3 protein-coding genes are annotated in these 16,715 nt (G+C 44.2%); all 3 read left to right on the forward strand.

The genetic code is table 11. The features are described from left to right. Positions 1 to 16 precede the first annotated feature (16 nt). The 3 genes from DS891_RS23420 (at position 17) to DS891_RS23430 (ending at position 16,711) form a co-directional block, all read left to right on the forward strand. Entirely contained in the window at positions 17 to 7,102 is a 7,086-nt protein-coding gene (locus DS891_RS23420; RefSeq protein WP_174171066.1) for a non-ribosomal peptide synthetase, read from the forward strand. Between the two features lie 61 nt (positions 7,103 to 7,163). Beyond that, positions 7,164 to 15,773, forward strand: a complete 8,610-nt coding sequence (locus tag DS891_RS23425; protein WP_174171067.1) for a non-ribosomal peptide synthetase — start codon at positions 7,164 to 7,166, stop codon at positions 15,771 to 15,773. Beyond that, positions 15,773 to 16,711, forward strand: coding sequence for a TauD/TfdA family dioxygenase (locus DS891_RS23430; protein ID WP_010604449.1), 939 nt, complete (start codon positions 15,773 to 15,775; stop codon positions 16,709 to 16,711). Before DS891_RS23425 ends, DS891_RS23430 begins: the two co-directional genes overlap by 1 nt. Positions 16,712 to 16,715 lie beyond the last annotated feature (4 nt).

Here is a 16,715-nt window from a genome sequence, read left to right on the forward strand (position 1 = left end):
GTTGGCGGATACGAGGTTGTATAGAACAGGAGACAGGGTACGGCGCTTGGAGTCGGGAGCGTTGGTATTTTTGGGAAGGAAGGATGAGCAAGTCAAGCTGCGGGGATATCGTATAGAGCTTGGAGAGATAAGGAGTGTTTTGGCACAGCAAGCAGTGGTGAAACAGGCGGCGGTGTTGGTGCAAGGAGAGGGTGCGGATGCGACGTTGGTGGGTTATGTTGTTGCAGAGGGAGAGGTAGTAGATGAAGGTATTTTTATAGCGGAGTTAGAGCGTGCGTTATCGGCGCGTTTAGCCAGTTATATGTGTCCGAGTCGTTGGTGTTTGCTAGATGCTTTGCCGTTGACGGCGAATGGTAAGTTGGATAGGGGTGCGCTACCGAGCGAGATTGGGGAGATAGGGCAGGAATATGAAGCGGCGGAGAATAGTGTAGAGCGAGCGCTGGTAGAGATATGGGCAGAGGTACTGCGACAACCACTAGAGGAGTTAAGTGTAACGGGTGATTTCTTTAGGTTAGGGGGAAATTCTCTGTTAGCAGTGAAAATAATCAGCGAGATTAACGCTCGCTACAAGCTGCAGTTGGGTCTCAAAGAACTCTTTAGTTATCCTAGTATTCGCCGCTTAGCGGTACTTATGCAGCAATCTGGTTTGGGAGAAAACAACCCAGAGATCCCAGCGTTACCTCGAGATGGTCAAGCCCTACCGCTATCTTACGCACAACAGCGTCTTTGGTTTATTGAGCAATTAGCAACTCAACCAAACGCACAATTCAATATGCCATTGGCGTTAAGAATCCGTGGCCAATTAGAGACTAATACCCTTGAGCAGGCCATCGCAGCAGTTATTAAGCGTCACGAGATACTAAGAACAGTATACCAGCTCGATCCGGATGGCGAACCCCAACAAGTTATATTGCCAGCATTTGTGCCACGGATAACAACGCTTGAGTTAAATGGCAGTGAGCAAGAAAAGCTTAATCAGGCACACGCTAATGTTGCAGCCCAAGCCTTGCAGCCGTTTAACTTACAAAGTGACCACATGTTAAAGGTTCAGTTGTTGCAACTTGGCAAGCATGATTATGTATTGGCCATTGTGGTGCATCATATTGCTTGCGACGGTTGGTCATTGAATATTCTTCTTAACGATATCATGGCATTCTATGACGCGATAAGCTCAGCGCAAGCACCCACTCTGGAGCCATTGACGATACAGTATGCAGACTTTGCAAGTTGGCAACGTCGTTACCTAGGTGGAGAGCGGTTGCAACACGGACTTGATTTTTGGCTGAGTCATCTAGATCAAGCGCCGCCATTACATAGTATTCCCCTAGACCGTAATCGAGCTCCTGATCAGTTCAGTGGAGCAAGAGTAGATGGAACCATTGCACCAGATATCGTTAATGAACTAGAGCTATTTGCTCAGCAGCACCAAAGCACTCTGTTTATGCTCTTACAGACTATGTTCGCGGTTACTGTAGGTAGATTCAGTCGTGAGCAGGATGTTGTAATGGGGATGCCTGCGGTCAATCGTAATAATAAGTCCTGTCAGAATATGATTGGCTTATTTCTAAATACACTAGTCGTGCGTACTCAGTTTGATACACAACAACCCATCGGTGAATTGCTGCGCAAAGCCAAGCAAACCCATATGGAGATACATGCTCACAGTGAGGTTCCGTTTGAATTACTAGTCGAACAATTGAATCCAGAGCGTTCCTTGACACATGCTCCTATCTTTCAGTTGTTTATCAATATGGCCAATGAACAACTAGCATTGTCAACAGAAAGCCAACTCGAAGTGAGTGCTTTTTCCGCACAGCAAGAGTTTGACAGTAAGTACGACATTACTTTATATCTGCGACCGACTCACTCAGGGTTGAAGTTTATTTTTGCTTACAATGCGGCATTGTTTGACTGCTCAACCATTACTGCTTTGGCGAATGAATTTAGTAGTACGTTGTATCAGGTTGCAGCAAATCCACAACTTAATGTTGCACAGCTTAAGTGGTCGCAACCTCTAAAAGAGAATGCCGCAGTTACTCTTTGTGAGCATGAAGTCAGCTCAGTTCATCAATTATTTGAACTTAATTTGAGTAAGCACGCAGCTAGTGGTGCATTACATTATGCAGAGCAAAAGCTGTCATTTGAAGAGTTAAACGAACAGTCCAACAAGTTGGCTCATTATCTGATTAAGCAACATGCTATCAGTAAGGGTCAAACGGTAGGTATACATTGCCAGCGAAACGCCACGCGGATAATCGCTATGCTTGCTGTATTAAAGGCAGGAGCAACATTGGTTCCATTGTCTGTTGAACTGCCTGCATCACGATTGAAGTTGCAAGCAGAAGATGCAGACATTACTTTGCTATTACATGATGAGCAAACAGAGGCATCATTTTTTGAGCGCGCAACATTGGACTGTAGCAGTCTATTGAGAGAAAGTACGCTGGACCAATACAGCGGAGAAAATCCAGACGTTGAAGTCTTTAGTGATGATATTGCGCACATAATCTACACCTCGGGCTCGACGGGTAAGCCCAAAGGGGTGTTAGGGACTCACGGTGCTGTAGTTAACAGAGTCAGTTGGATGTTACAGCGTTTTCCACTGGCCTCAAATGAAGTAACCGTGATGATGACCTCAATGGCGTTTATACGCGGTATGTGGGAGTTTTACGTCAGCTTAGCTGCAATCAAACCCGTTGTTTTATTGCCACGAGAGCAGGTGAAAGATAACAATTTATTCGTCGCAGCTATTGAAAAACATAAAATCACCAGAATAGTTACTACGCCTTCTCATTTGCAGAGTTTAGTAATATCGGGAGCGCAGTATCGCTCGACGCTTAGCAGTTTGCGCTACTGGTTTATTAGTGGTGAAGCACTGTCTTTGAGCCTTGCTGAGCGATGCTGTAAATGGCTGGATGAAGTGGAGTTTTATAACCTTTACGGCTCCACCGAGGTTATGTCCGATGTTCTATACAGTAATATTAAAGAGGATGTCGCACGAGGTGTCATAACACTCGGACAGGCGATAACCAACAACCACGTATTACTCGTTGATGAGCAACTACAACGTGTTCCTACGGGAGCTGTAGGTGAGGTTTTGGTTGTGGGTAGTAATGTGGCAGCTGGGTATTTGTTACGCCCAGAACAAACGAAAGCCGCGTTTGTGGAGTATGATGGTCAACGCGCATACCGAACCGGTGACTTGGCAAAGTATCTCGCTGACGGTCGTTTGGTTGGTTTGGGACGTAAAGATAAGCAAGTTAAGATTCGTGGGTTCCGAGTTGAAGTGGATGAAATCGCCAGTCTACTGCGCAACCGCCCTGAAGTTGATGATGCGATCGTACTGGTCAAAGGCACTGAACTACAACAACGGTTGATTGCTTATCTTAATGTTGGTTGTCGAGCTGTTAAACCGTCACAGCTTGAACAGATTAAAGTCTATTTAAGTGATCATTTACCTGATTATATGGTTCCTAGTCACTTTGTTACCGTCGAAAATTGGCCTCTCACTATCAATGGTAAACTACAATACAGCGCCTTGCCTGAACCCACTTACCAAAATGATCAGATGCAAGTGGTTCCGAGTACAGAGACAGAGCATCAGCTCCTAGAAATCTGGCAAGGTCTATTAAATGTGACAACAATCGGTGTTACAGATAGCTTTTTTGCGTTGGGCGGACATTCGCTTTTAGCAACTCGTTTGGTTAGCCAAGTTGAGGCGACTTTTGGCTTGACGATAGCGTTGAAAGCAGTTTTTGAAAACAGCACGATTCAATTGCTAGCGCAGCATATAGATAATCATGGTAAAGCCAGTCTGGGGGCAATAACACCGGCGCCTAAAGGAAAGCAGATCCCACTTAGTTATGCTCAACAGCGTCTATGGTTTGTCGAGCAAGTAAGTCCTAGTAATCAGTACAATATGCCGCTAGCGTATCAAGTAACAGGAAAGTTTGCACTGCAAGTGGCAGAGCAAGCGTTGCAGTATTTAGTAAATCGGCACGCGGTACTTAGAACTCAATATCAATTTGATGGCCAAACGGCATATCAAGAAGTGCAAGAAAACTGGCAAGTCAGGCTGACGGTTTCTGATCTAACTCATTTATCTGAGCAACAACAAAAAGATAGTATTATTGATCTGCTACGTTCTTTTTATCAACGAGTATTCGTACTCGAAGAACAACCGCCATTTGAAATCCATTATATCTGCCAAAGTAGCGAACAGGGCATACTGCTGTTTAATCTCCATCATATAGCTGCAGATGCATGGTCTATGGGTATCTTGATGTCTGAGTTTATCCATTGTTATCAGGCTATCGAGGCGGGAGTTGATCCGCAGTTACCTGCATTGAGTATTCAATATAGTGATTTTGCTTACTGGCAACGACAGCGATTGGATGATGTATTTTTAGCTGAGCAATTAGCATATTGGCGTACACAACTACAAGATGTGCCAAGCATCCATAACCTGCCATTGGATAGGCCTCGACCTTCAGTCAGAGCACAGCAAGGAGCAATTTATGAGAGTTGTTTATCTGGCGAAATAGTTCAGCAATTAGAGAAAGTGGCGAGTCAGCATAATGTATCGATGTACATGCTATTTCATGCAGCCTTGGCATTTTTAGTTAGTAAATTAAGTGGACAGCAGGATGTGGTTATTGGTTGCCCTATCGCCAATCGAACGAATGTTGAAGTTGAGCCACTAATAGGACTATTTGTAAATACTCTGGTTCTGCGAACTCAAGTACAGCAAGAGAGTTTTAATGGACTTCTAGAGCATATTCGTACGGTCAATTTGGACGCTCAAGCACATCAAGATGTGCCATTTGAGCAACTCGTAGATTTATGTAAGTTACTACGCACTAGCAGTCACACGCCACTAGTACAAGTTGTTTTGAACTTGAACAATATCGGCCAATCTGTTGCGGGGATTGAAGGGCTGGAATTTACCCCGTTAGAACAACAAAACACGATTGCTAAAACTGACTTGAATCTTGGGGTGGTATTTGCTGGAGGAAAGTGGGTCATCAACTGGACCTATGATGTTGCGTTATTTGATGCAGATACGATTGAGCGATTCTCGAGCTACTTTATACGTATCCTTCATCAAGTTGCACACAATCCACGGATCGCATTAAGTGATATCGATCTGCTCAATGAGCAAACACAGCAAGCATTAGTGGCAATGAGCCGAGGGCCAGAGCTTGCACCAACAAGGATACAACAAGTTCATCAGTTTCTTGAGAACCAGGTAACACGAACTCCAGAGGCGATTGCACTGGTTTCTGATACACAGAGCTATAATTATCAGGAGCTAAATTCAGCTGTTAACAAGCTATCCAACTACTTACTCAAATTGGAGTTACCGCGTCAAGCAACGGTTGGGATCTGCATGGAGAGATGTAGTGATATGGTAATTGCAATGTATGCAGTTGCTAAAGCTGGTTTAGTTTTCACGCCTTTGGATCCGGAACAGCCACAAGCGCGACGTGCATTTATTATTAGCAATGCAAAAGTTCATTTAGTGCTGAGTCATCAGCAATTTGAGCCCATATTGCGACAAATCCCTGCACTGGCCGTCGCCTATATTGATAGTGTTGCGACCAATCAATTAATCACACAATGCTCAAACATAAATCCAGAAATTGGAGGTCACAATACGGATTTGGCTTATATCATGTATACCTCTGGTTCAAGTGGCGAACCTAAAGGTGTACAAATTGAGCATCGGCAAATCATCGCTGCAACACAGAGTCGTCTAGATGCTTATCGAGTACCAGCAGGGCGCTTCTTGTCTCTTTCATCTATCTATTTTGACTCTTGTTTATTAGGTATTTTTTCAGTGTTAGCACAAGGTGCTGAACTACATATCGTCAAAGATAGTGATGTGGTCGATATTGGAGCCGTTTACCGGTACATCATGGCAAGTGATATTACTCACTTGGCGATTTTACCGACAATGTATCGGGCGTTATTACAGTATGCCAACCTAATGGCTGCGCTACCAAGCCAGTTAAGATTAGTGATCACTGGTGGAGAAGGAGTAGAGCAAGATCTTCAACAGTTGCATTTTGAAAGCCAATGGAGTCAGGGGGCTCGATTTTTTAACGAATATGGGCCAACAGAGGCGACAGTTTGGAGTAGTCACTATGAAATCAAAGCGGATGATAGCTTTCAGGTTGCACCTATTGGTCGTCCGGCGGGTCACGTCAACCTTTACGTAATGGATCATTATGGGCACCTAACACCACAAGGTTGTGAGGGGGAGTTGCACATTGGTGGAGTTGGTGTGGCAAGAGGTTATATGGACAATGCTGAGCTTACCAATGGACATTTTTTCTCAAGACAACTCTACAGCGGAGAATCAGAGCGACTATATCGAACTGGTGATGTGGTGCGTTATAACAAGCATGGTGATATAGAGTTTGTAGGTCGTAAAGATAACCAAGTAAAAATACGTGGCTACCGTGTCGAGCTAAGTGAGATAGAGCAACAGATCTTACACCACCCTGATGTACTCGATTGTGTCACAAAAGTGTGGCAGGAGCAGGGAGAAGAAAAGCTCCTTATTGCATACTTACAGATCCGCGAACGACAGTCCGAACAGGCGGTTGTTGCAGCAGTTAAAAAACAACTGGCTCAAACACTACCCAGTTACATGCAACCCAATGCGATAACGAGTATTGGTCATATACCTGTCAATCGTAATGGTAAGGTAGATAGAAAGGCGTTGCCTAAACCTAACCTTGCAGCACTAACCGGTGAATATTCGCCTGCGCAAAATAATACGCAGAAAAAGCTGCTGACCATCTGGGCCGAACTTCTGCACTTATCGGCAGAGGAGATCAGCATCAATGCCGACTTCTTTGAACTTGGTGGACATTCGCTATTAGCGGTACAACTAGTGACCAAAGTTAATGAAACCTTTCCTGTTGACTTATCTATAAAAGAAATTTTTAGCTCACCCGTACTATGCGATTTGGCTGACCAAGTTGATGCTTTACTTCATTTAGATGAAGACGAGCTGGCGGCCGCTGAAGCTGAGCTAGCAGATATGTCTGATGAAGAAATAGAAAAGCTTTATCAGGAGCTGTGTGACGAGTAACGGCTACTTTGAATTATCGTCACCTCCGGATATAGCGCATAACAAAATAGGTATAACGAAAATGGATATTGAGAATACACAGTCAGTGGCAGAGTCAAATCGCAAGCGAGCCGCGCTGATTAAAAAGTTGGCAGAGCAAAAGCGCGCCCAGATGTTGGCTAAGAAACAAAGCAAAATTACAGCTCGGCAAATAGGGTCTAACACCTTGCCTTTATCGTTTGCACAGCAACGCCTGTGGTTTCTCGATAAGCTTTCTGACCAGGGCGCAGAATATAATATCTCCGGAGGCTTCACCGTTAGAGGAGAGTTTAACGTTGTGGCGGCCCAACAGGCAATACAACAGATCATCACTCGCCATGAAGTGCTTCGAACGACATATGATGACAAGGACGGAGAGCCTATTCAGATTATTCAAGCGACTCCTGAATTTGCAATGACAGTTTACGACTTGAGCCGTGACGAATGTGCACCAAATGCGAATACGATGGAGGAGTTACTCCAGCGCGAATGTGAAAAACCGTTCGATTTAAGTACCGATGTGATGCTCCGAGCAAGTTATATCTCTATGCCACGCGAGCAAGAACAGGCTGTTGGGGTATTACTGTTTAGTATGCACCATATTGCTTCTGATGGTTGGTCGATGGAAATTGTCACGCGTGAATTTGTGGCCGAATATCAGGCTCAACTTGATGACCGCCCAGCGAGTGTCGTTGAACCGGAGATACAATACGGTGATTTTGCACTTTGGCAACGCCAACACTTGGATCAGCAAGTATTGCAAAAGCAACTTGAATATTGGCAGCATCAACTTGAAGGAATGCCTGCCGTTCATCGTCTACCCATGGATTATCCACGGCCAGATTTTAAACGCTATCAAGGCCTTAAACTTTCCAGACGGCTCGAAGGCAGCGTAAGCCGTCGAGCGTTGATGTTTGCAAAGGAGCATGGACTGACTCCATTCATGTTATTTCATGCGGTGCTGAATCTTATGATGGCACGCTGTAGTAACCAAGCTGAATTTGTAGTGGGAACGCCAGCTGCTAACCGAATGAAATCAGAGTTGAAGCAAGTGGTTGGCTTTTTTGTTAATACGCTCGTTTTAAAAGCAAATGTCGATGCGTCTAGTGTTAATGCATATCTTGAGCACATTAAAGAAGTTAATTTGGATGCTCAATCTAATCAAGATATTCCTTTCGAGCAGATAGTTGAGCATTGCGTGCCAGCCAGAAGCGCCCAATACACCCCATTATTTCAGGTACTGCTAAGTACAACGAGCGGTCAAAACACTGCATTAGAGCTACCTCACCTTGAGTTACTACCTATTGAGCGCAAAGGGGTGGTAGCTAAATTTGATATAGATATTAACGTTGCTTTGGGTGAGCAAGGTGGCCAAATCAAATGGGTTTATGATAGTGCTATTTTTAAGCCTGAAACGATAACACAATTTGCTGAATTTTTTGAATGTACCCTAATCTCCCTATTAAATTGCGATGATCTTAGTTTGCCCTTAAGTCGCATCAATATGATCACTGATGCTGAGCGCACGAAGCTAGTTACTCCCAACCAACCGCAGTTTGAAGGTCAGCCACTAGCAGATCATGTTCATCTTCATTTTAGTGCGCAGGCCCAAAAGCTTCATAACCAAACCGCGTTAATATCGCAAAATAACCACATTAGCTATCAAACAGTTGATAGCGCCTCGACACAAATGGCTATACATCTTCAAGAGTTGGGGGTAGGTGCTGGCGATATTGTGGCTGTAAGTATGATTCAGAATGAGCGCTTAATATATACTATTTTGGGCATTATGAAGCTTGGAGCAGCCTATTTACCTGTCTCACCTGATTTACCTAAGGCGAGGTTACAGTATATTTTTGATGATGCATCAGTGTCATTGGTGATCACATCGGAAGAAAAGATAGGGCTCGACAAGCGTGATGGCCTCAAGGTCATATGTTTCGATGATGATTTTGAGCAACGAATATTAAATCATTATGTTACTGAAGGCTTTGAGCCCCACCAAGGTGACCCATCTACACTACCAAGTTATGTGATTTACACTTCGGGTTCGACAGGCAATCCCAAAGGCGTTGTCATTTCGCAGCAAAGTGCTTTGCAATTTGGGCTCTATATGGGGCAGCGATTTGCAATTGACTCTAATTGCCGAGTGCTACAATTTGCCACTATTAGCTTTGATGCTTTTATCATGGAATGGCAATGGGCATTATTAAATGGTGGCAGTCTACATTTTTGCGATCCGCAATGTAAAACCGATCCTGCACAGCTAAGCTCGTTTTTACAGCAACAAAGTATTACTCACACACTGTTGCCGCCAACACTTCTTCGCCACCTTCCTTATCATGATAATTATGATTTTAAAGCTCTGTTGGTTGGAGGCGAGGCTTGCGATGAAGGTTTGGCCGAACAGTGGGCTGGGCGATACCCTATGTTTAATGCGTATGGGCCCACCGAGTCTACAGTGTGTGCCAGTATTGCTGAGCTAAAACCCCAGCATCAGGTCACAATTGGTAATCCTGTAGATTTCACCCAACTATTTGTCTTGAGTCGCGACGGTCAACCTTTACCGAAAGGCTTGTGTGGAGAGTTAGTGATAGCGGGAAGTGGGTTGGCTTTAGGTTATTTGAATAAATCAGAGCTGACTTTGCAAAAATTTATCACGAACCCTTTTGGGGCGGGGCGGTGGTATTTTACTGGAGATATTGCGCGGCAAAATAGCCGCGGAGAATTTGAATATCTGGGACGTATTGATGATCAAGTGAGTATTAAAGGCTTCCGGATTGAGCTTGAGGAAGTTAAGCAGCAACTACTGTTAGCTGTTGGTGTAACCGCGGCAGAAGTAGTTGTTGAAGAATTGGCTGCAGGACAGCGTAGGTTGCTAGCCTACATTGTAGCGAGCGATGAGGTAGTTGGCTCTGACGGTGAACTTATTGCATCGGTGAAAGCACAACTGCATGAGCGTTTGCCCAATTATATGATCCCAGCAGGTTTTGCTGTGCTTGATGCACTGCCTGTCACCCAAAGTGGCAAGGTTGATAAACAGGCACTACCCAAAATAGATATGTTGGCGCAACAAGAATCATACCAAGCGCCAAGCAATGATATAGAGCATCAACTGGTTGAATTGTATGCTCAGTTGCTGGGACTTTCACCACAACACCTAAGTGTTACGAGTAACTTTTTTGAACTGGGTGGTGATTCGATCTTGTCTATACAGCTAGTGTCGAGAGCCGCAAGGGTTGGATTGTACTTTTCTGTTAAGCAGTTGTTCTCCTACCAAACCATAGCTGCACTGGCTGCCCATGTTTCGACTTCACAAGTACAGCAGGTCTCACAGCAGGCAAGTGCTGGAACCTTACCATTACTGCCTATTCATCAAGCTTTTTTTATGGATGAGGCTGGACTAAATCATTTTAATCAGGCTGTTATGCTCGGTTGCCAAATCCAGTTAACTAAAGAGTTTCTGACCCAAGTTGTTACATGCTTAGTGGTCCAGCATGATGCACTGAGGTTGCGTTTTAAACATCAAGATACTGGTTGGGTTGGTGAGTTTGCTGACACTTCAAGTTTTGATATTGACGCAGTACTAAGCGTAATCAATGTTGATAATTTAAATTCAATTACAGGTATTGCGGATGAGTTACAGCAAAGCCTCAACATTACAGTTGGCCCCTTATTCAAGGTGGTCTTGTTTACTGATCCAAAACAGCAGCAGCGTCTGCTGATTATTTGCCATCACCTTATTATAGATGGAGTCTCTTGGCGTATTCTGCTGGAAGACTTTGAGCGCTGTTTAGATAAGAGCCAAGGGTCCACTCATCATGCTCTATTTGAGCTTGGGCAAAAGACCACCGCTTATCAAACATGGTGCGAGTATTTAGACTCATGGCCAAATCTAGAACAGAACGCCAACGAGATTGCTTATTGGCGAGAGCGGTTAGCGCTACCTGTACCTAGTTATCGGCGCGGTGAGACGAGTGAGGCATACATAAGTAATGAGTTTGTTGGTAGTTTACAGTTTGCATTGGATAAGGATTATACAAGCTTGTTGTTGCAACGAGCTAATAGCACTTATAGAACACAAATAAATGAGCTACTCATTGCAGCGCTATTACGTGGTTTTAGTCTTTGGTCGGAACAGTCTATCATGCGCATAGATTTAGAGGGGCATGGTCGCGAAGAGCTTGATAGCGGCCATGATCTCAGTCGCACTATCGGCTGGTTTACTACCTCATACCCACTTACATTAGAAGCGCCTGATGGAGATCTTGAAGCGCTAATTTGTGCAGTAAAAGAGCAATACCGTGCCATTCCAAATAAAGGACTCGGCTTTGGGTTATTAGCTCGGGCAGGTCTGTTGGGGAGTAATGTTGAACCTCACGCTGAAATTGTATTCAACTATCTAGGCCAATTTAAGCAGGTGATCAATGAGCAATCGCTATTGTTTGCTGTAGAGGAAGGTACCGGGCGAGCTATCAGCCCTCATAGAAAGTTAACACACGGGCTTAGCTTCAACGGTAAAATTTTGGCCGAGCAATTACAGTTCAACTTGAGCTATGACAAAAACGGTTACTCCAGCGAGTCTCTCCAAAAGTTAAACCAGCTAATTGTCAGAAGTTTAGAAGAGATTATTCAGCACTGCTGTGATGTTGAAGCCGGTATTTTTACGGCGTCGGATTTTCCGTTGGCAACCGTCCAGCCGCAAGAGCTAAAAAGCTGGACGCAAGGCCAAGCTATTCAAGATATTTATGCGACAACGCCAATGCAAGAAGGGATGCTATACCATAGTAACTTGGAGCGTGGTGCATACGCCAACCAGCTATTTATGGAAGTGATTGGTGAGGTTGATCTCGGCCATCTGCGTGCTGCTTGGCAGTGTCTGGTAGATAGGTACGACATTTTTCGAACTGGATTTAGAACGTCAGAGCTAGGAATAATCAATCAGATTGTCCATCAACAGGTGACATTACCTTGGCAAGAGTTTGATTTAAGTCAACTAGATGTGGCGGAACAACAAGCGATAGTCAATCAAATGCGTGCTGAAGACAAGGCGGAAGGCTTTAATGTCAATATGCCACCTTTAGTACGAGTAACCGTTTGGCAATTGGCACCCCAACACTATCAGCTTTTGTGGACTCAGCACCATGCATTAATCGACGGTTGGTGTTCTGGTATTGTTTTCTCCGAGCTATTAGCGATTTATCATGCATTAAGTAACAAGCGAGATATACAACTATCGCCAGCCGTGCCTTACAAAAATTACATCGCCTGGCTACAAAGTAAAGATAGTGATAAAGCTGAGCAGTTTTGGCGTACTCAAGTGGGTCAAATTACTGAACGAAGTCATTTACCTTTTTCTCGTTACCTAGAGCAGCCTGACTATGTGGTTGCGAGGGAATATTTACAACTAACAGTCGAGCAAACTAATGCGTTAACTCTGCTTGCAAAGCAAACGCGCACCACCCTGAATGTTGTATTGCAAGCTGCTTGGGCTTTATTGTTGAGTCGAGCAAACCGCAGTAAACAGGTTACGTTTGGTACAACCGTATCCGGCCGCCCTGCAGATTTGAATGGGGTAGAGTCAATGGTGGGGCTATTTATTAACACAGTGCCCGCGGTCATCTCTCTTGACTCAGAGCAGAGCGTATCTGAGCTGTTACTACAGCTCCAATCAGATTATATTGAAAGAGATGAATACAGTTATTTTCCGTTATCAAAAATTCAAAAGTTATCTAGTGAACATGCCGGTCGCGGCCTATTTGATAGCTTATTAGTATTTGAGAACTATCCGCGCTCTTTATCCGATGCGAGTAGGCACACAGAGCAGTCACTGCAAATCAAAAATATTGAATCGCAGCAAGGCAACAATTTCCCTCTTTCTTTGATAGCCTCTCATGGCGAGGTACTCAAGATTAAGTTCGAGTACCATAGTAATCATTATTCAAAACACGGGATAGAACAGCTTCGTAGCTGCCTTGGCGAAATCCTTACGGCCATGTCACACGGATCAGATAAGCCAATATCGACATTAGCTTGGCTAACCAAAGCACAGCAACAAGCTGTTTTAGTGAACAGTGGTTATGGCCGACAAACACAAACTTCCCCGAGCTTTATTGCTACCTTAAAGCATCAATTTGCCAGTTATCCAGAGGCTGAAGCTGTTTATAGCCATGGGGTAAGTACGAATTATCGAGCATTAAATACAATTGCTAATCAAATCGCTACACAGTTATCAGAAAACGGTATCGGTAAACAAAGTCGGGTTGGAATTTGTCTCGAAAAGGGCGTGGGTTATTTAGCTTCAATTATAGCGACATTTAAAGTTGGCGCTGCATTTGTGCCATTGGAAAAGGAATGGCCAACAGAACGTCTAGCTTTCATTGCTCAAGATGCACAGCTAGACCTAACGCTCACTGAGCCCACGACTCAACATGCAATGACCAAGTCTCAACGACAGCTATGCATAACAAAACTAGCTTCTGAACATATCGAGTTTGAGGGGGACATCCCTCACGCTAATGATATCGCTTATATTATCTACACGTCGGGCACAACTGGTAAACCTAAAGGAGTGGCCGTGAGTCATGGCAACATAAGCCATTACGTTGATGCCATGTTATCTCGACACGCGATTGCCCAACATAGTCGCTTTGCTCTCCTTACTTCATTTGCCACAGATTTGGGTTACACCTCGATACTTCTAGCGTTGGCGACAGCAGGCAGTGTAGATATAGGTAGTCGAGAGTTGATCCAAAGCGGTGATAGTTTTACCCAGCATATCCTTGCACGTGAGATTAATGTGATTAAGCTGACTCCGAGTCTATTGGCTGCACTGTTAACGCATTATGATGGAAAATTAACATCGCTAAACCATGTATTCGTGGGTGGTGAAGCTATTCAATCCGATGCTCGTCAAGTCATTCGCACGCTACTTAATGATGGCGTGGAAGTAATTAATCATTACGGTCCAACAGAAACTACCATTGGGGCATGTACACAGGTTATTAATGATGTGGATGCTAAGCCAATAGCGATAGGTCACCCTATTTCAGGAATGCGCGCTTGTGTGCTGGATGATAACAAAGAGTTGGTGCCTGATGGCATCGTAGGTGAGCTGTACTTATCAGGAAGCGGTGTTGCTTTAGGATACATAAAACAATCGTCGTTAACGGATCAGTATTTCACTCTTGACCCTTGGGCGTCCGATAGTTCGCGTCGTTACGCCACGGGGGATTTGGTATATAGAGATGAAAGTGGAGATTTGGTATATGTCGGACGTAAAGATAATCAAATCAAAGTTCGTGGTTTCCGCGTTGAACTGGAAGAGATCGAGCTAACTTTACTGCGCTCACCTAGTGTTAGTACCGCCGTTGTCATACTTAACAGCGAGCAAACTTTGGTGGCCTACATCAAGCTCAAAGCTGGTGCTGTGGAGCAACAAAGTAATCTATTAAATCTTGCCCAGCAATGGCTACCTCACTACATGGTACCAAGTGCGATTGTCTTTGTGGAAGATATCCCATTAAAAAGCAACGGAAAAGTAGATAAAAGTGCATTGCCAAGTGTGCAAAAGAATGTTGAGAAAAAACGAGCTGAAACGCCTTTGGAATTAACCGTTGCTCGAGCTTGGGCGCAATATTTGGGCTGCGATGCTGAAACGATAGGAGTCGAAGAAAACTTTTATGATTTAGGTGGTGACTCCGTAAAAATGATTTTGGTGATTGGCTTGTTGAAGAAGCAAGGGATCACAATAGCAGCTCAGCAAATGAGCAAAATCAATACCATTGCTGGGGTCGTGGAATTGGTTGAAGGTCAAGGCCAAGCACCGAAACAGCCAGAGTCAGTTGTTTTATTGGGGCAACAAGCTGAAGAAGTTATCTTCGCGATTCACCCATATGGGGGGCGTGTTGATAACTATCGCCAGTTGGCAGCTAAATTGCAGCCTGAATATCAGCTACTAGGGTTACAAGCGCCATACAATTACCAGTCTGACTATCGATTTGATTCTGCAAAGCAACTAGCTGAGCGTTATGTAGAAGAAATCCTCGTTACGCAACCAAAGGGGCCTTATAGGATCATAGGTTGGTCTGCTGGTGGCACACTCGCGCACTTGGTTGCTGCTACGTTACAGCAACGAGGCCGGAATGTTGCCTATTTAGGCATGATAGATTCACTTCCGATAGGCATATCTCGAAAAGTGAAAAGTAACCATGATTATCTGTTAAATAGCGCTCGCTATATTGATAAGCATATCGCCACGAAATTAGCACCAACTTGTAGCTACAGCTACGATGAGCTGATGCAAGCCATCATTGAGTCAATATTTTCCTCACAACCTGATTTCCCACTTTCACGCGATGTGCTAACCGCAGCGTTGCAATTTGGGGTTGATTTAGGGCGTAGTTTGGCGACTGCTCAGGCGATGCAAGAACCATTAGATTTAGCCGTTGAGTTGTTTAAAGCGACTGCTTCAGAAGGCGGGGTGATTGAGCCTGCGTCATTTACTCAGGCCTTTAAACAGCCGCTGAAGGTGCATGAATTTGAGACCACACATGCCGGTCTACTCGAAGGTGATGCTGTAGTCATGATAGCCGATCTAATAAAACAGAGTTTAAAGCGAAAGAATAAGAAAAATGAAGGAGTAACTGGATAATGTTAAAGACTAAACCACTACCCGAAGCACGAGATAGAGAAGTACTACTTGAAGTCGAGTTGTCAGGTATGAAATCACTTGATTGGGTGACACAGCATAAGGAGCAACTCAATGGCATGTTAGATGAGCACGGAATGCTGCTCATTCGAGGTTTAAACGTTGTGAGTAGTAAGCAGTTTGGGCAAGCGCTTAGCACGTTGTTTGGCTGTGAGTTAGCTTCGTACCAATACCGCTCGACGCCTAGGACCGAACTTAGAGGAAATGTTTACACTGCCACTGAGTATCACCATGACGAAGTGATACCGCAGCATAATGAATGTTCTTATGCGAATAAGTGGCCTCAAAAATTAGGTTTTTTCTGTATGTTACCGGCAGGAAAAGGCGGAGCGACACCGTTGGCTGACAGTCGTGCGGTATATGAAAAATTACCAGCGGAGATCCGTGCCAAATTTGAATCTAAGCAAATCATGTATGTACGAAACTATAGCGACATTGATCTGCCTTGGACTGAAGTATTTCAAACCGACAGTAAAGAGGATGTTGAACGTTTTTGTCATGAAAACGGTTTTGAATTTGAATGGTTTGATAATGAGTTGCGGACCAAGCAGGTTAATCAAGCTGCAATTGAACACCCGCTACATGGCTTTAAAGTTTGGTTTAATCAAGCTCATTTATTCCACATTTCAAGCCTTGACCCTGAAACTAAACAGAGTTTTTTATCAATGTTTGGCACTGAAAGATTACCAAGAAATACCTACTTTGGAGATGGCAGTGACATTCCGGAAGCTGATTTGGCAAAAATCCGGGAAATTTATGAACAGGAAATGTTCCATTTCAATTGGCAAAAAGGCGATGTTTTACTGCTAGATAACTTACGTTTTACCCATGGCCGGCAACCTTTTGAAGGTGCCAGGAAAGTGCTTGTAGGCATGGCCTAACTTC

The sequence above is a fragment of the Pseudoalteromonas sp. JC28 genome (assembly GCF_013319255.1).
Classification (GTDB): Bacteria; Pseudomonadota; Gammaproteobacteria; order Enterobacterales; family Alteromonadaceae; genus Pseudoalteromonas.

Excerpts from the sequence above, each read along its gene's own strand:
- DS891_RS23425 (WP_174171067.1), top strand. The coding sequence starts at position 7,164 with ATGGATATTGAGAATACACAGTCAGTGGCAGAGTCAAATCGCAAGCGA.
- DS891_RS23430 (WP_010604449.1), top strand. The coding sequence starts at position 15,773 with ATGTTAAAGACTAAACCACTACCCGAAGCACGAGATAGAGAAGTACTA.